A 16,236-nucleotide genomic window follows, 5' to 3' on the forward strand; every position below is an offset into this window, starting at 1 on the left:
AATGCCGAACTATTCGTTATCCGCAGCTGCAGGAGCCGGGGCTGGGGCCGGCGGGGCGAGCGGAACCGGCGCTGCGGCCGGCGCACGCGCGGCCTTCGGTGCCGGCGGCTTCTTCGCAGCCGGCGCCGCTGGAGCAGCGGCCTGCGCCGAGGTCGGAGCGGACGCGCGCGGCGCCGAGGCTGCGCCTCCGGCGGGCGCCGCCTGTCGCACCGCCGCCGTGGGCGGCTCCGGATTCATGATGCTCACCGGCGGCGTCGATGACGCGCTCGGGAACTCCGCATTGGTCGGCCTGCCCGTCGGCATCGATGGCGGCATCCCGGCAAGCGCCGCGGTGGCCGGCATCGCCGGGGCCGTTGCGGGCGCGTTCCAGCCCGGCGCATAGCGTGCGACCAGCGTGTCGTAGAGATGGGAATCCATGTTGGCGGCGACCCGCTGCTGATCGGTCAGCGAGCGGAAGGCGGGGCAGTCGAACTGCGTGCAGCCGTCGCGCGCGACCAGCACCTGCGCGACGAGGCCGTAGCGGTCGCGCTCCAGCGCCTTGCGCAGCACCTTCATGTCCAGCGTCAGGCTCTTCTCGGCGGTCGCGGCATCGCCGAGCGCGGTGAGCCGGTCGATCCGTGCGGCGGTGTAGGAGACGGCCGCAGCCGCCGCGTCAGGCGAGCCGAACAGCGCCTTCTCGCAACCAATCGCCACGGCATTGCCGGCGAGATCGTCGAGACAGGACAGCGCCGGCAGGCTGGCGACGACCGCGCTCTGCGCGCGCGCCTCGCCGGGCGGCGCCTCCTCCGCCGGACCATAGACGCGCACGGTGGCAGCCACGGCGATGGCAATGGAAAGCAGCGTGATGACGGTCAGCGCGCCGTTGGCAACCGACCTTTCGGCGCGCACCAGCGTAATCAGGAGAATCAGGCCGAGGAGGCCGGCGGCTACCAGGATCATCCACATCGGAAAGGCCTGTGGGCGCGAGATTTGGTCGAACGAAGTGGCCCATGCCCAGTTCATGCGCGACGTCCCTCACGCGAGCAAAGAGCGAATGGTCAAAGCGAGCCCCCGCGAGTCGGCAACTGCCCCCGGTTCACCATGTCGAGGCGAAGGGGGCCTTTTGACGGCGAGCGAAGCGAATTCGTCCGCGATGTCAACGCGCGGCACCGTCATCCGTCAGGATTGGGCGAGCTGGCTTTCCTTGGCGACGCGCTCGAACGCTTCAGTCGAACTCTTGATGCGGTACTGGCAGTCGTCACCATCCGTCGGCAGCAGGCGGATGATCTCGTATGAGCCACTCGCAGCCGGGCGCGCGACGTTGCTGGCAGTGAACAGTACGCGCGTTCCCACGGGGAATTTATGCTTCAACGCCCATCTCCATGACTCAAACAGCGCCGGCTGTGCCCAGGGTCCCACTGCGACGGACCGGCTGAAAACCCGGCGTGACATATAGCACGCAATGCGGCGTTTTGGCCAGCGGTATACAGGCATAGCAAATAGGCCGATCCGGCAGTATTTTCAGGACGATAGTGCGGGAACTGGTGGGTGGAGGATACCGCTGGAACCGGCTCCCTCAGGCGGTGTGGGGCAGATGCCCCTCCGGGCTTGCCTGGTCCACGGCCTTGGGCAGTTCCTGGGCCAGAATCTGGCCGAGCTGATCGACCGGGATGTTGTAGCGCGCCGCAAGCTGCCGAACCGTGTCGCTGCCGAGCACCGCGCGGAGCTGGTCGGCCGAGATCGGCAGGTTCTGGCCGTTACCGAGCCAGGATTTGACCTGGTCACCGAAGCCGGACTGCTGGAGCTTCGCGACGATTGCGCTGAGGCCGCCCTGATTGTTGCTGCCGAGCACCTCGTTCAACACCGCCGGCAGGACCGCGGCGCCGAGCTGACCGAGCGCACTGCGAAGCGCCGGATTGTTTTCCAGCGAGTCCAGAATTCCCATGCCCCTGCCCTTTCCCAAGCGGTCCTTCCGCCGCGATTGAGCGCCGCCAGCCTGCACATCGTCAAGCGGCGCCCGATCACATTCGCGGGTTAGACGTTCTCGAATTTCTCGATGACGAGCGTTTCGGCGATCCCGTCGCGGGTCCATTCCTGGAACGCCGGCAACGTCATCATCGTGTCCATGTAGGCCCTGGTCTCCCGCGTGACCTCGATCGCGTAGGTGCGGAAACGGTGCACGACCGGGGCGTACATCGCATCCGCCGCACCGAAGCGGCCGAACAGGAACGGTCCCTTGGCACCGTAGCGCGCCCGGCACTCCCGCCAGATCTCCTGCACGCGCGCGATGTTGGCCCTGGCGTCCGCCGACAGCGTCACGGCGCCCACGGGGCGGTGCAGGTTCATGCCGCATTCGTTGCGCAAGGCCATGAAGCCGGAATGCATCTCGGCGCACACCGAACGGGCGTGCGCGCGGGCGGCAACATCGTCGGGCCACAGCTTCACGTCCGGATAGCGCTCGGCGAGGTACTCGATAATGCTGAGCGAATCCCACACCGTGATGTCGCCGTCGACCAGCACCGGCACCTTGCCGGCGCGGCTGAAGGACAGGATCTGATCCTTGTCTGCGGGATTCTCCGTGTAGAGCGGAATGACGGTCTCGACGAACGGGATGTCATTGGCGCGCAGTGCAAGCCATGGCCGCATCGACCATGACGAGTAGTTCTTGTTTCCGATCGCGAGCTTGAGCGCGGCCATGTCGCTGGTCCTTCCCTAAGTCCTCTGGATGCGGCTGCTTTTAGCGCCATCGCCTGCCGCCAATCAATCGTTGCCGCACCCGGCCGCGCGTGGCAATCGTTGCGATCTTCGCGAGGAGTGAGACATGGGCAGGCATTGGGTCGACATCACCGCGGTCGGCTTCTTCATCATCGAATGGCTGGTCTATGCCCTGACGCTGGAGCACTCGGCCTATGGCCGCGACAGCCTGTCGGCGCGCATGAACCGCTATCGCGAGGTCTGGGTCCGCCGCCTGCTCGACCGCGACACCCGCATGGTCGACATGCAGATCATGGCCTCGCTCCAGAACGGCACCGCCTTCTTCGCTTCCACCAGCCTGTTCGCGCTCGGCGGCGCACTGGCACTGCTGCATGCCACCAACGACGCCATCACCATCCTCGCCAAGCTGCCGATCGATCTCAGCCCCTCGCCTGCGCTGTGGGAGCTGAAATGCGTCGGCCTCGTGCTGATCTGCGTCTACGCCTTCTTCAAATTCGCCTGGGCCTATCGCCTGTTCAACTATGTCGCGATCCTGTTCGGCGGCATGCCGCCGGCTGACCGGCGCGACACGCCGGAGGCCGAGGCCCACGTCATCCGCACCTCGCGCCTGTTCGAATCCGCCGGCCGCCACTTCAACCGCGGCCAGCGCGCCTTCTTCTTCGCACTCGGCTATCTCGGCTGGTTCGTCAGCCCCTGGGTGCTGTTCGTGACCACGGCGGCGGTGGTGATCGTGACCTGGCGAAGGCAGTTCGCGTCCAGTGCCTGGGCGGCGATGGCGCCGGAGGAGACGGATGGTGCGGAGACGCGGAAGCGCGGTTCTTGAGGCATCTGCTGCGCGCGAGCGAAGGGCGGCACGCGTTTTCTCCACACCGTCACTGCGAGCGCAGCACTCCAGGATCTTTTCACGGTGACAGTCTGGATTGCTTTGCTACGTTCGCAATGACGACACGACTGGCTCCGTCATCCCAAGACGCGAGGCCTGCCCACACCGCGATATCCCGGCCTACTTCCTGCGCATCGTCCCGGACCGGCAATCGAATCTGGCCACAGGCCGATCCATCTGCCAGAGCTCCACGTCGCGACCGTCGACGAGCCGCTCCGCGGAGCTGATCGCGGCTTCATCGTCGATGCAATCCATGTGGATCATTCTGATGGGACGATCGTGTAGTCCCACGATCAATGCACGGTAAGCGGACATTTTGGTCTCCAGGCAAGGCGCGATAGCAAGCGCGGGCCGGAAGAACGGCGCTGACGGCATTTGAATGCGATGGGGAATGCATCGTCTGTTTATAAGCGCGGCGTAAGTTTCCGGCAGCGCGGGGCCGAGGCCGATCCTATGCCGATCCTATGCAACCGCGATCGCGCCAATCTCGAAATCATACAGCATCCGGCACCATATCCGCTCCGTCGCGCAAGCTCGCGCGGCGTAGCGAACTGGTGAAATGATGTCGAACTCAGGGGTCAGCGACAGGATCATCGATCCGATGATGGCCATCGCGAACTGCTCGACGCGGCAACGCATCGTCGTGGTCGGCGCGAAGAGCATGGAATTGGTGATTGAGCTGCATCGTCGCGGATATCTGCTGGCGGCTGCTGCAGGTAATTGCGGCCGGCCGGCAGGTCAATATGAAGTCGCGCTCGTGGATTGGCGGCGACGCACGCTTCACGCACTCGATGCGACAGTGGATTGGCTCGACGATTTCCTGAGCCCCCGCGCCGTGCTGGTGATCTGGCTCGATGCGCAAAAGGCAGCTGCGAAGGACACTCTTCGTGCCGCAGTGACGAAGCGCGGCTTCGTCGTCCTGCAGGGCGCCGAGCATCCTTGCGGCAGCGTGCTTCTGGCGCGGCGCTCGGAGGCCATCCCCCTTCGGCAGGCCGCGTGAACATCCGCCGCAACTCATGGATTTGATCCGATGCCAAAATCGAAAATTCGACGCACCGTCATTCGCGAGTGGATGGCTCTCGCACCGGCGCAGCGAGGCTCCGCCGAGCAGGCCGGCGCGTTTGCACGGCGCACCATCGAAAGACATAGCTTGCCACGCAGCCGGAGAACGCCGCAGGCCGTGATCATGGCATGGCTGAAGCCGCGAACCGGGAGGCCTTAGCTCGCAGGATGGATAGAGTGGGGCGAGCCGCCTACCCTCCGCCAAAATCCCGCGGCGAGAACGGCAGGTCCAAGATCTTCCATTCGCCGTACTTGTCGGCCGGCAGCATCTTGTAGGGCTGGCAGGCCTGGAGCGCTGCGGTCGCGGATTTCACGATGGCCACGCCCTTCGCGGATGGCGGAGCTTCGATCAGGATCGGCGGGCGCGCCAGCGTGCCGTCGGTGGCGAACACCGTGCGCAGCTTGATGTTGACGTTATCGGTCGGGTCGACCCCGGCCGGCAGCTTGGCGCAGCTCTTCAGGTGGCGACGCAGCGCGGCGATGACCTCGGGTGGCAGCTTGGCTGCGATCGAATCCTTGGCATCGCCGCCATCGTCCTTGGGGGCGTCTTTCGGCAGCTCCGGCGGCAATTCCGGCGGCAAGCCCAGCATGACGCCGTACTTGACCGTCACGTCAGGCTCCGGCGCCTGATAGGCCGGCGGCGCGGCCTGTGGCTGCTGCATCGCTTGCGGCGGCGGCTGTTGCTGGGGTTGCGGAGGCGGCTGTTGCGACGGCTGCGGCTGTTGAGGCTGCGGCTGCACATTGGCCTCCCGCTGCTTCGGTGCCTGTGAGGGTTGCGGCTGCGGCTGTTTCTGCTGCGGTTCAGGCGAGGCCTGCGGTGACGGCGATGGCGCCGCGGCCTGCTGCTGGGTCGCAGGCTTCGGCGCGGCCTCCGCCTTGTCCTTGTCGCTGAAATCCAGCTTCGGCAGTTTCAGGTCCGGCAGCGGCTCCGGCGGCTTCTCCTTTGCCTGCTCCTGAGCCTTCTCCTCGGCCTTGGCCTCCTCCTCCTTCACCTGCTCCGGCGTGACGATGTCCACCGAAACAGTCTCGGGCGCCGCGGCGTGAAACGGATGGACTTCGCTGATCAGGATGATCAGCGCCACCAGCGTCAGATGCGCGACCGCCGACGCTGCAATGTCCGTCCGTATGATCTTCCGCAGTTCCATCGATCGATCTTGGGTTGCCACGCCGGTCCTAGCATACAGCGGCCCCCTCTCAATCCCATTTTGGCGCGAAGCCGAAATCGGTCAGACGGCCCTTGGGATTTGCCAGCGCGGCGATCTGGGCCATCTCGTCGTCCGAGAGCTCGAAATCGAAAATATCGATGTTTTCCGACAGACGTTCGACGCGCGAGGTGCGCGGGATCGCGGCGACATTCTGTTGCACCAGCCAGCGCAGGCAGATTTGTGCCGGCGTCTTGCGATGCGCGCGGCCGAGCCCGGCGAGCGTCTGGTCGGCCTTGACGCGTCCCCTGGCGATCGGGCTGTAGGCGACCAGCGCGAGGCCATGCTGGTCGCAGGTTGCCCTCACCTTCGTCTGGTCGAGATAAGGATGATATTCGACCTGGTTGCAGACGAGTGGCTCCGGCGACAGCGCCACCGCCTGCTCGGTCAGCGCCACGGTGAAATTGGAAACGCCGATGTGGCGGGTCAGGCCCATGCGCTTGGCATGCGACAGCGCACCCAGCGTCTCCTCCAGCGGCACGTGCGAATTGGGCCAGTGCAGCAGCAGGAGATCGACGGAGGAGAGCCGCATCCGGGCGAGGCTCTCCTTGACCGAACGTTCGAGATCATGGGGCGCGAAATGGTTGGTCCAGACCTTTGTCGTCAGGAAGATGTCGTCGCGACGCACGCCGGAGCCGCGCAGGCCGTCGCCGACCTCGCGCTCATTGTCGTAGACCTGCGCAGTGTCGATGTGGCGATAGCCGAGCCGCAGCGCCTGCTCGACCACGCGGCCGCAAGCGCGCCCGCCCAGCTCCCAGGTCCCGAGCCCGATCGCCGGTATCCTTGCGCCATTGGCCTCGACGAACAGCATGAGGAATCCTCTCTGTTGCGATCGCCTCAAAGCATCATCCGGGCGCCATTATGGACCCGGCCCGTGACAGTGCCAACGGACGACGCCGGCGCCGGGCCGGATATTCGGGGCAATGCTAACGGGAGGTTCGCGCCTGGACGTCAGGCTTTGGCGAGCGCCTGGAATACGGTGTCCGGCGCATGCGCGATCACGGCGAGCAGCGCGCGGGCGGGTCCTCGCGGGGCGCGCTTGCCCTGCTCCCAGTTGCGGATCGTCTCGACGGGAACGCCGAGCTTGGCGGCGAACTCCATCTGGGTGAGGCAGGCGCGACGGCGCAGAGCGCGCACGGCGAGCGAGCTGGCATCATCGCCCGGGGCGGCATTGGCCGCCGCCTGGACCGGCAACGGCTGGACCGCAAACGACTGGACCGGAAGCTCCTGCCCATCCCGCAACTCGACGACCCGTCCGTCCGCCTTCAGCCGCAACCGCATGTCCATTCCCCCAAGCACGGGCAATGATGCGGCAGGTCGCTTAAGTTCGGATTAAAGATAGCGCCGCGTATACGGTCTCGTGCCTCGGACGCAGCGCAGCGCACAGCGGTGCGCTGCCGAGCCGGGGCCCATTTCGCCACCACGTGCCGTGCTGCTTTCTGGGTCCCGGTTCTGCGCAGCAACGCGAAGGGCGTTGCAGCGCGCCCGGGACACGCGAGGGCATAGCGCGCCTTACCTCAACCCGAACCACAGCGTCGCGATGCCGAGGAAGGAGAAGAAGCCGACGACGTCGGTCACCGTCGTGACGAACGTGCCTGACGCGACCGCCGGATCGGCCCTGACACGTTCGAGCGCCATCGGGATCAGGATGCCGCCGAGCGCGCCCGCGACGAGGTTGCAGATGATCGCAAGCCCGATGACGATGCCGAGGCCCGGGATCTTGAACCAGGCCACCGCCGCGATGCCCGTGATCAAGGCGAAGGCAAGGCCGTTGACGAGCCCGACCAGGCCTTCGCGCATCACCACCCGCCAGGCGTTGGAGGAGCCGAGCTCGCGCGTCGCAAGCGCGCGCACCGCGACCGTCATGGTCTGGGTCGCGGCATTGCCTCCCTGGCTGGCGACGATCGGCGCCAGCACCGCGAGCGCGACCATTTTCTCGAGCTGCCCCTCGAACAGACCGAGCACCGAGGATGCAAGAAAGGCGGTGGCGAGATTGACCAGCAGCCAGTTGAACCGCGCCCGCGCAATGGTGAACACGGTATCGGAGAGTTCTTCATCGCTGTTGACGCCGCCGAGCGCCTTGAGGTCTTCGTCCGCCTCCTCCTCGATCACGTCAACGACGTCGTCGACGGTGATGACGCCGACCAGGCGATCCTGGGTGTCGAGCACGGGTGCTGCGACGAGATTGTACTTGCCGAACATGCGCGCCACCTCCTCCTGGTCCTCCAGGACGGAGACGCGGCGGCGATCCTCGTCGGTCAGCTCGGCAAGCGCCACCGGGCGGCGGGCGCGGAGCAGGACGTCGAGCGAGACCGCACCCTGCCAGTGCTGGTCCTTGTCCACGACGTAGATCTCGTAGAAGCGGTCGGGCAGATCCGGCGTCTCGCGCATGTAGTCGATCGCCTGCCCGACGGTGAAATCCTGCGGCACCGCGATGAACTCGGTCTGCATCCGGCGGCCGGCGGAATTTTCGGGATAAAGCAGGCTGCGCTCGAGCGCGACGCGCTCCTGCAACGGCAGCTTCTCGAGGATTTCCTCCTGCTCCGCCTCGTCCAGGGTTTCCAGCAGCTCGACCGCGTCATCGGATTCGAGCTCGCGGACGCCTTCCGCGACGGTCTCCGGCGGCAGCTCCTCGAGGATCTCCTCGCGCACGCCCTCGTCGAGTTCGTTCAGTGCCGAGAAGTCGAAGTCGCGCCCGGTCAGCTCGACCAGGCGAACGCGGTGGTCGGGCGCGAGAGCTCCGATCAGATCGCCGAGATCGGCCTCGTGCAGCTCGGCGACGCAGGCGCGCAGCGCGGCGCTGTCGCCGGCCTCGATCGCATGGGCGATCTCCTCGACGAATTCATGACGAATTTCGCCGTCTTCATTGCGCATCGGAACGTGGTCGAGTACCGAGGCCTCGGCGGATGGGGCACCGTCCATATGTTCATCCATGGCGCGCCTCGCCGTTTGACAGGTTGGAACGAGTGGTCTGAGCTGACGGTCAGGCAATACCCACAAGCGAACTGCGAGCGCAATGGCAAAGATGCTTCGGCTGAAATGGATGTCGATCTCGGTGGGCGCGGTCTTCGCGGGCCTCGCCGGCATCGCCGCTTCGGAGGCCGCGGACTGCCCGCGCAAGGACGCGCTCGGCACCTCGCGCGTTCTGAGCGTCGACGCCAAGACCACGCCGCGCGTGGGCCTGAAGAGCTTTCCGCAGACGCTGCCGCTCGCCGATCACGAGGTCGTGCTGACCTTTGACGATGGCCCGCATCCGCCGACGACGTCGAAGGTGCTGGCGGCGCTGGCGCAGGAATGCGTGCGCGCCACCTTCTTCCTGATCGGCCTGCACGCCTCCGAACATCCTGACATGGTCAAGCGTATCGCGCGCGAGGGCCACACCATCGGCCACCACACCTGGTCGCACCCCTTCATGGCGCGGATCCCGTTCGAGAAGGCGAAGAGCGAGATCGACCGCGGCATCGCAGCCGACGAGACGGCGCTCAAAGGCGCGTCGACGACGACGCCCTCGACGCCGTTCTTCCGCTTCCCCTATTTCGAGGGGACGCCAGCGCAGCTCGACCTGCTCCAGTCGCGCGGCATCGTCGTGTTCGGGGCCGACCTCTGGGCCAGCGACTGGAACGAGATGACGCCGGAGCAGGAATTGAAGCTCGTCACCGAGCGCCTCGCCGCTGCCGGCAAGGGCATCATCCTCTTCCACGACCCCAAGGCACGCACGGCCGCGATCATGCCGGCCTTCCTGCGATACCTCAGGGACAACGGTTATCGCGTCGTTCACGTCGTGCCGGCGGGCACATCACAGAAGAGCGCCGATGCGCATTGATGCCGTAATGTCACGGCGGTGCAAAATGGGGTGATTTGGGCCCTATTAACAGTCTGTTCATGCTACGGCATGCAAGGATGTAGAGGGTATTGCGCCTGAACCGTTTCTGGGCGTCTCCGACCAATTAAGGCGGCAGTCGCGTAAGGAGGCAGACGAGGTTCATGATCGGAAGTAGCGTTGTTGTTCGGACGCGATCGTGGATCGTCCTGTGTCTGGGGCTGTTGGTCGTCGGTTCACCGGCGGCCCTTGCGGCGGACTGTCCCGGCCATCCGGATGCACTCGGGACCTCCCGCACCCTCGTGGTTGATCCGCGCGAGCATCCGCGCATCGGTACCATGCAGTACCGCGAAACGCTGCCGCTGAAAGACCATGAAGTCGTCCTGACCTTCGACGACGGTCCGCTGCCGAAATATTCGAACCAGATCCTCAAGATGCTCGACGACGAGTGCATCAAGGCGACCTTCTTCATCATCGGCGAGCAGGCCAAGGCGAACCCGGAAGGCGTGCGCAAGCTGATTGCCGCGGGCCACACTGTCGGCACGCACAGCATGAACCATCCGCTGACGTTCGACCGGATGCCGCTCGACAAGGCCGAGGCGCAGATCAACGGCGGCATCGAGTGGACCTCGGCCGCGATGACCGATTCGTCCAAGCTCGCGCCGTTCTTCCGCATTCCCGGCCTGATGCGCGCCGAAGGCGTCGAAAACCTGCTGATCTCGCGCGGCATCCAGGTCTGGAGCGCCGACTTCCCCGCCGACGACTGGCGCCACGTGTCGTCCGACCGCGTCTACCAACTCGCGATCCAGCGGCTGGAAGCCAAGGGCAAGGGCATCCTGCTGCTGCACGACATCCAGCCCCGTACGGTGGCGGCGCTGCCGAAGATCATCCGCGACCTCAAGGCGCGCGGCTATCGCATCGTGCATGTGGTGCCCGCGACTGCCGACCGGCCGGCGACACCGACCACGCCGGTGGAATGGCTGCTGCATCCGCCGACAGAGACCGTGCCGATCGCACGCTGGCCGTCCGTGCCGAACTTCGTGTTCGCGCAGACCAAGACGCTGCCGGCGCCCTCGCTTGCCGACCTCAACGCGCAGACCGAGCATCAGCCGCTGCTGCCGCGCAAGACCATGGCGCTGGCGAATGTCGCGGCCACCCTGCCCGTGCCCGGCCGCGATCTTTTTGCCATCCCAGAGGGCTCGGTCGAGGTCCTGCTGTCGACGACCTTGTCGCGGCGCGCCGCGATGCGGCTGGCAATGGCGGCCGAGACGCCCCATGCGGCCAAGGGCAAGGCCGGCAAGTCGCGCGGACATCGGACCGCACATACGGCGCCGGCCGGAGCGAAGCACACCGCGCAGGCTACGGGCACCGCCCCCAAGAGCATTGCCCCCAAGAGCACGGCGCCCAAGGGCGCTACACCGCGGAGTTCCGCGACGCATCCGACCCGCGTCGCCAGCCTGAAGAAGCGCGCGCAGTAAGCTCTACTGGCGCATGATGTTGGCGACACAGAGCAGCACGATCAGCGCCAGGAAGAACAGGTCCATATAGGACTTGAGCTCGCCGTCGCGGCGCAGCCGGCCAACGTCGGCCACGACCTGCTTGCGCGCGTTCGTTGCGCCCGAACCGTCATTGATCGGAGCCTGCAGGCGCTTGGTCTCCGCCTCCAGCTTCTCGATCTTCTGGAAGAAATAGAACGCACGCAACGTCGAGGCCGCGCGCATGCCGGCATAGACCAGCACCAGGATCGCGAGGATCGCCCGGTTCTGGTATTTCTCCATGAAATTCAGGCTGAAATAGACCATCGCCATGAAGGCGAAGTTCGTCACGAAACGGTAGACGAAGCTAAGAAAGACCATGCTGGCTCCAGCCCTGAGCGGTGCGATCCGTCTACGCCATCTTTATTTCGACAAAGATACGATCGCCGGCCGCCTTTTAGCCACGGGCGTTCATAATGCAAGCGAGAGTACCGGGGCCTGCGTGTTCCACGTAAACGCGAGGTTGCCAGCTGCGCGATGGAGATTCGCCGGAAGCTACGGTACATTGGCACAGCCACCGCATGTGGGGTCTGCCGATGCCGAAGAAGGGAATCACGGGCCACGACGACTGGGTGCTGACCGAGGCCCTGGCGACCGCGCTCGTCGCGCTGGAGCAGCTCGAACCAAAACACCAGCCGAGCGCGCATATGGACGACATCCGCAAGATGCTGGCAAACGGCAAGGAGCCGTCGGCGGTGAGCCTGCACCTCGCCCAGGCCAAATGCCGCCTGTTTCCGGACACGGACCCGCTCGAGATCTACCGGGAATACGGGATCGGCGACGAATATGGCTGAGAGGCCCGTGCCGGTCCTTCGAGCGCGCTGCTGCCTGGAGCTGAGCGGCAGCCGGTCGTTACAACGATCATCCACCTCAATGTTCGCGTGAATTTGAGCTGAGCCGCGAAACGACTTGACGACGGCGCCGCCAACGAATGTAATGTTATAACATTACATATCCGGTCCCAATGCCCATCCCCACGCGTCACCGCCCTATCCCCTTGAAAAGGCTCTTCGATCTCCATGCAAAAACTCCCCGTCACCGTCTTGTCCGGCTTCCTCGGGGCTGGAAAGACCACTTTGCTAAACCACGTCCTGAACAACCGGCACGGCCTGAAGGTGGCGGTGATCGTCAACGACATGAGCGAGGTGAACATCGATGCGGATCTGGTTCGCGATGGCGGTGCGAACCTGTCCCGGACTGACGAGAAGCTCGTCGAGATGACGAATGGCTGCATCTGCTGCACATTGCGAGACGACCTCCTGAAGGAGGTGCGCGCCCTCGCAGACAATGGCCGCTTCGATTATCTCTTGATCGAATCCACCGGCATCTCCGAACCGCTGCCGGTTGCGGCGACCTTCGATTTCCGTTCCGAAGACGGCGAAAGCCTCTCCGATGTGGCGCGCCTCGACACCATGGTCACCGTGGTCGACGCCGTGAACCTGCTCAAAGACTATTCGTCGACGGATTTTCTCGATCAGCGCGGCGAAGCGCTTGAGAACGACAAGCGCACGCTGGTCGATCTCCTCGTCGAGCAGATCGAATTTGCCGACGTCATCGTTCTCAACAAGGTCGATGACGCGTCGCCCGCACAACGCGAGGCAGCGCGAAAGATCATCCGCGCGCTCAATCCGGACGCGGATCTGATCGAAGCCAACCACAGCCGGGTCGCCTTCGATCGCATTCTCGACACCGGCCGGTTCGACTTCGAGCGGGCGCAGCAGCATCCGTTCTGGTTCAAAGAGCTCTACGGCTTTGCCGATCACGTGCCGGAGACCGAGGAATACGGCGTGACGAACTTTGTCTATCGCGCGCGCCGGCCGTTCGATCCCGAAAAGTTCGACAAGTTCGTCAGGGAGCCCTGGCCCGGCGTCATTCGCGCCAAGGGACATTTCTGGCTGGCAACACGCCCGCAATGGCTTGGCGAGATCAGCCAGGCTGGCACGATCACGCGCACGCAGGCGCTTGGCTTCTGGTGGGCGAGCGTACCCGCGGAAAGATGGCCGGATGACCCGTCCTGGCGGAAGCAGCTGCGCGCGAACTGGAACGAGATCTACGGCGATCGCCGCCAGGAAATCGTGTTCATCGGCACCGGTATGGATGAAGGTTCGCTCCGCGCCCGTCTGGATGCCTGCCTCGTCCCGGGAAGGCCGGCGATGAACGTCACGGAATGGGCGAAGCTCGCAGACCCCTTCCCGGTCTGGCGCCGCGCGGATGAAATCGCCCAGGCGGACCACCAATGACCAAAATCGTTCGCTTCGTTCCGAAATCCGAACTCGAGCGGCAGCGCCTCATTCGCGAGGCGCGCGCAATCTACGACAGCATATTCCCGCCGGTCACTTTGACCGGCGGACAAGCTGATGATCGCTTAGACCATTGGGCGCAGCGCGAGGCAGCCGAAATCCAGCCAAAACAACAATAAGGATGAAGGCTCAGCTGCCATACTGCTGCTTCAAGTATTTCAGGTAGTTGCCGAGGTGGTGCTGCCAGAAATAGTCCAGCTTCTGGCATCCCGGCGTCCCATCGGTCGGGTTGCCGCCCGGGTTGGCGAAGAGCGGCAGCAGCGCGCCGACGTCAGCATAGTTCAGCGAGGCCTGAAGCTGGTCGAGGATCTGTTGGATCAAGTCCGAGATCGTTGATCCCGTGATCGGTGCGGCGGTTGCCGCGCCGAGATCGGCGGCGGTCAAATGGATCGTCTCGGATATCAGTCTCCGAGAAAGACTCTCGACCCGCTGCTTGAGCCGCCTCACCGCATCGTCGCGAACGCGACTGACTGCGCTCTCACCGTCGGTGACCACGCCGCCGAGCGCGATCGTTGCTTCAGGATTGGGACTGCCGCCGAACCCACGCAGCGGATTTGGCGTGTTGAGGTCTGATATCCACTCCAGGGCAAACGGCGCCTGCGGCACCCAGTCCTGCGTCGACGCCACGGCCCAACCGTATCCGTCGACGGCGGCAAGCCGCGCGTAATCGTATGCGTAGTGGTCGTTGCCGGCCTTGGCAGGCGCGAAGGTATAGGTCTTGTAGGCCGGCCCCTTAAAAACATCCGTCGAGTGCCGGACCAGCGAGGTCAGCAGCGTGGCGATCGAGGCACCCTGGCTGTGCCCGGTGATGTAGACGTCGTTGCCCTGCTCCGCGAGCAGCCCCAAGGTCACGAACAACGGGCTATCGGTGGTGAACAGCATGAGCAGCAAACTCAGAGCGAAGCCCGAATGCACACCGGATTTCACCGCACTGTCACCCTCATCGCGGGCAAGATAGAACGGCAGCGAGATCGGACCGAGCTTCACGTCAAAGCGCGCGTTGATCAGGGGGAACAGCAAGTCGGCCAACACGCTGGCCGCACTTGCGACCGTGCCGCGCACTGCGATCGCGTATTGGGTGGTGTCACTCTGGTTCTGCCAGACCTGCCAGTAATTATCCAATAGCGTGGCACTCGTCGGGGTGAGGTCCTTGCGGATCGCCCAATTTGAGCTTGGATCGGGCACGGAGGGTACGCCGCAGGTTGCCACCGCTTCGGTCAGCGATGGCGTGCCGGCGTAGGCACGCTGCGCCATCTCAAGCAGAAGTTGCGCCTCCGCGAATTGGAATCCCGACTTGAGCGTCATGCTGCCCTCCTTGCAAAGGTGCTCGACTCCAGCCGCCCGTGTTCGGACCCGGAAGCCAGCGACCGATATTTCGTGTCTCTCGGAGTTCATCAATTATAAGATGTGATAGCATAGAAACGCAATAAGAAGGTGTCGATCGACCAGCGCCCCTGGCAGACTACGTCCAGGAACAATTGCGTGAGCAGGGAGGATCCCGCGGGGTGGCCGGTGTTCCAGGCTTTGCCCGCTCCAACTCATTCCAACCGGACGCGCACTGTTCTATCGAAAGCGACATGAGGCATCTGCGGATTCATCGGCCACAGGTTTCGATAATCACGCCGGAGGAAGTCTATAATTTCAGTTTTGCCACAATCGATCGGGGACCGCCGCCGCGCCAGGCTGCCGTGGTCAATCTCGGCAAATCGGATTGGCTGAATAGATTCGCTCAGACGCATCTCGTCCGATGCAGCCACTTTCGTCTGATGTTCTATGATCAGATCATCGACTTGATCAGAGAGGGCACTTCTGCAGAAACAGGCCCCTACCCCGGCTAAACGGCGCGATCCGCCGTTTGGCGCGTTCGGAGGGCGGTCGCATTTATTGAAGTTTCAATGGATTGCGGAAATGGGCAAAGAGTTCAGGTGGATCTCCAGCTGATAGGTGCTTTTTCCCGTGGATTGACCGAACCTCACAATAGCTTGCGGGACTTCAGCTTGCGGGACTTCGCCCCGCAGCGTAACTTTCAACTCTACGTAGCTCCTTCGAAAGCAATCTGACGGGTTCGGCCTAGCGGGAGATGGCGATGGCGGATGTCCCATGGCACCTTTCCGGTGACTACTTCGAGAATTGCAGTTGCAGCATCGTGTGTCCCTGCCTCGTGTCGGCGGCTCCCCCGCTGACCGCGCGACCGACCGAGGGCTTCTGTAACGTACCGCTGATCTTCCACGTCGAGAGCGGCCGCTATGGCAACATCGAGCTCGATGGACTCAATGTCCTGGTTATCCTCCACGCGCCGGGGATCATGGCGGACGGAGATTGGTCGGTGGCCGCCTATATCGACCAGCGCGCCAACGATGAGCAGACCGAGGCTCTAGCTGCGATCTTCACCGGCGCCGCCGGTGGTCCGATGGCTGCGTTCACACCGCTGATCAGCAAGAACCTGGGGGTTCGCAAGGTCCCGATCACATTCCGAATCGAGGGCAAGACGCGGTCCGCGGAAATCCCTGGCATTCTGCACATGTCCGTCGACCCGTTGCCGACCATGCATCCGAGCGGGGAAATGTGGGCCAACATCGGCCATCCAGTCAGCCCTGACAGCATGGTGATGGCAGTCGGCGCCGCCGGTAATACGTTCAGCGATCATGGCATGCGCTGGGACAATTCCGGCAAGAACGGCCTCTATGCGCCGATCCGCTGGTCGAACCAGGCGTGATGCAACTCCTGATCCGGCCTTGCG

Annotated in this window: 19 protein-coding genes; 8 read left to right on the forward strand and 11 right to left on the reverse strand. The window is 64.4% G+C overall.

Going from position 1 to position 16,236, the window contains the following annotated elements; translation table 11 throughout:
- Positions 1-9 precede the first annotated feature (9 nt).
- The 4 genes from ABIB95_RS15675 to ABIB95_RS15690 form a co-directional block, all read right to left on the reverse strand.
- Positions 10-1,002, reverse strand: a complete 993-nt coding sequence (locus ABIB95_RS15675) for a hypothetical protein (RefSeq protein ID WP_354240443.1) — start codon at positions 1,000-1,002, stop codon at positions 10-12.
- Between the two features lie 156 nt (positions 1,003-1,158).
- Complete coding sequence (locus tag ABIB95_RS15680; protein WP_014494643.1) at positions 1,159-1,350, reverse strand: hypothetical protein; 192 nt, start codon at positions 1,348-1,350, stop codon at positions 1,159-1,161.
- Positions 1,351-1,555: 205 nt separating this feature from the next.
- Positions 1,556-1,924, reverse strand: coding sequence for a YidB family protein (locus tag ABIB95_RS15685; protein ID WP_166342151.1), 369 nt, complete (start codon positions 1,922-1,924; stop codon positions 1,556-1,558).
- 89 nt (positions 1,925-2,013) lie between these two features.
- Positions 2,014-2,676, reverse strand: a complete 663-nt coding sequence (locus ABIB95_RS15690; protein WP_354240445.1) for a glutathione S-transferase family protein — start codon at positions 2,674-2,676, stop codon at positions 2,014-2,016.
- Between the two features lie 124 nt (positions 2,677-2,800).
- Between ABIB95_RS15690 and ABIB95_RS15695 the strand changes: the two genes are divergently transcribed.
- Positions 2,801-3,517, forward strand: coding sequence for a DUF599 domain-containing protein (locus tag ABIB95_RS15695; protein WP_354240447.1), 717 nt, complete (start codon positions 2,801-2,803; stop codon positions 3,515-3,517).
- A gap of 522 nt (positions 3,518-4,039) precedes the next feature.
- Here ABIB95_RS15695 and ABIB95_RS15700 read toward each other — a convergent pair.
- Positions 4,040-4,189, reverse strand: coding sequence for a hypothetical protein (locus tag ABIB95_RS15700; protein ID WP_161495942.1), 150 nt, complete (start codon positions 4,187-4,189; stop codon positions 4,040-4,042).
- On the opposite strand from ABIB95_RS15700, the gene ABIB95_RS15705 reads away from it, so the two are divergent.
- Entirely contained in the window at positions 4,179-4,577 is a 399-nt protein-coding gene (locus tag ABIB95_RS15705) for a hypothetical protein (RefSeq protein ID WP_135214881.1), read from the forward strand. The genes ABIB95_RS15700 and ABIB95_RS15705 overlap by 11 nt on opposite strands.
- A gap of 253 nt (positions 4,578-4,830) precedes the next feature.
- On the opposite strand, the gene tolA is transcribed toward ABIB95_RS15705, so the two are convergent.
- From tolA to mgtE, 4 genes are all read right to left on the reverse strand, one after another.
- Entirely contained in the window at positions 4,831-5,784 is a 954-nt protein-coding gene (gene tolA / locus ABIB95_RS15710) for a cell envelope integrity protein TolA (protein ID WP_354240449.1), read from the reverse strand.
- A gap of 49 nt (positions 5,785-5,833) precedes the next feature.
- Positions 5,834-6,652, reverse strand: a complete 819-nt coding sequence (locus tag ABIB95_RS15715; RefSeq protein WP_231142135.1) for an aldo/keto reductase — start codon at positions 6,650-6,652, stop codon at positions 5,834-5,836.
- Positions 6,653-6,792: 140 nt separating this feature from the next.
- Positions 6,793-7,128, reverse strand: a complete 336-nt coding sequence (locus tag ABIB95_RS15720) for a helix-turn-helix domain-containing protein (protein WP_283016784.1) — start codon at positions 7,126-7,128, stop codon at positions 6,793-6,795.
- Between the two features lie 225 nt (positions 7,129-7,353).
- A complete protein-coding gene (gene mgtE / locus ABIB95_RS15725; protein ID WP_028150524.1) occupies positions 7,354-8,775 on the reverse strand; it encodes a magnesium transporter in 1,422 nt (473 codons plus the stop codon).
- Positions 8,776-8,857: 82 nt separating this feature from the next.
- Between mgtE and ABIB95_RS15730 the strand changes: the two genes are divergently transcribed.
- Together ABIB95_RS15730 and ABIB95_RS15735 are read left to right on the forward strand one after the other, a co-directional pair.
- Positions 8,858-9,664, forward strand: coding sequence for a polysaccharide deacetylase family protein (locus ABIB95_RS15730; protein ID WP_283016785.1), 807 nt, complete (start codon positions 8,858-8,860; stop codon positions 9,662-9,664).
- A 161-nt stretch (positions 9,665-9,825) separates the two neighbouring features.
- On the forward strand, positions 9,826-11,139 hold the full coding sequence (locus tag ABIB95_RS15735; protein WP_354240451.1) for a polysaccharide deacetylase family protein: 1,314 nt from the start codon (positions 9,826-9,828) through the stop codon (positions 11,137-11,139).
- A gap of 3 nt (positions 11,140-11,142) precedes the next feature.
- Here the strand turns inward: ABIB95_RS15735 and ABIB95_RS15740 are convergent, their stop codons facing one another.
- Positions 11,143-11,517, reverse strand: a complete 375-nt coding sequence (locus tag ABIB95_RS15740) for a hypothetical protein (protein WP_063982749.1) — start codon at positions 11,515-11,517, stop codon at positions 11,143-11,145.
- A 215-nt stretch (positions 11,518-11,732) separates the two neighbouring features.
- Here ABIB95_RS15740 and ABIB95_RS15745 point away from each other — a divergent pair, with 215 nt between their 5' ends.
- The 3 genes from ABIB95_RS15745 to ABIB95_RS15755 all read left to right on the forward strand — a co-directional run bounded on the left by ABIB95_RS15745 (position 11,733) and on the right by ABIB95_RS15755 (position 13,615).
- Complete coding sequence (locus ABIB95_RS15745; protein ID WP_174770120.1) at positions 11,733-11,990, forward strand: hypothetical protein; 258 nt, start codon at positions 11,733-11,735, stop codon at positions 11,988-11,990.
- A 225-nt stretch (positions 11,991-12,215) separates the two neighbouring features.
- Positions 12,216-13,436 carry a zinc metallochaperone GTPase ZigA gene (gene zigA / locus ABIB95_RS15750; protein ID WP_354240453.1) on the forward strand — a complete coding sequence of 407 codons (1,221 nt, stop codon included), beginning with the start codon at positions 12,216-12,218 and terminating at the stop codon, positions 13,434-13,436.
- The gene (locus ABIB95_RS15755) at positions 13,433-13,615 is read left to right on the forward strand and encodes a hypothetical protein (RefSeq protein WP_354240455.1); all 183 of its coding nucleotides are present in this window, start codon (positions 13,433-13,435) and stop codon (positions 13,613-13,615) included. The genes zigA and ABIB95_RS15755 overlap by 4 nt, the downstream gene beginning before the upstream one ends.
- 10 nt (positions 13,616-13,625) lie before the next feature.
- On the opposite strand, the gene ABIB95_RS15760 is transcribed toward ABIB95_RS15755, so the two are convergent.
- Positions 13,626-14,801, reverse strand: coding sequence for a lipase family protein (locus ABIB95_RS15760; RefSeq protein WP_354240457.1), 1,176 nt, complete (start codon positions 14,799-14,801; stop codon positions 13,626-13,628).
- A gap of 781 nt (positions 14,802-15,582) precedes the next feature.
- Between ABIB95_RS15760 and ABIB95_RS15765 the strand changes: the two genes are divergently transcribed.
- Positions 15,583-16,212 carry a DUF1326 domain-containing protein gene (locus tag ABIB95_RS15765; RefSeq protein WP_354240707.1) on the forward strand — a complete coding sequence of 210 codons (630 nt, stop codon included), beginning with the start codon at positions 15,583-15,585 and terminating at the stop codon, positions 16,210-16,212.
- Positions 16,213-16,236: the final 24 nt, after the last annotated feature.

The organism is Bradyrhizobium sp. LA2.1 (assembly GCF_040547725.1).
In the GTDB taxonomy this organism is placed as follows: domain Bacteria; phylum Pseudomonadota; class Alphaproteobacteria; order Rhizobiales; family Xanthobacteraceae; genus Bradyrhizobium; species Bradyrhizobium barranii.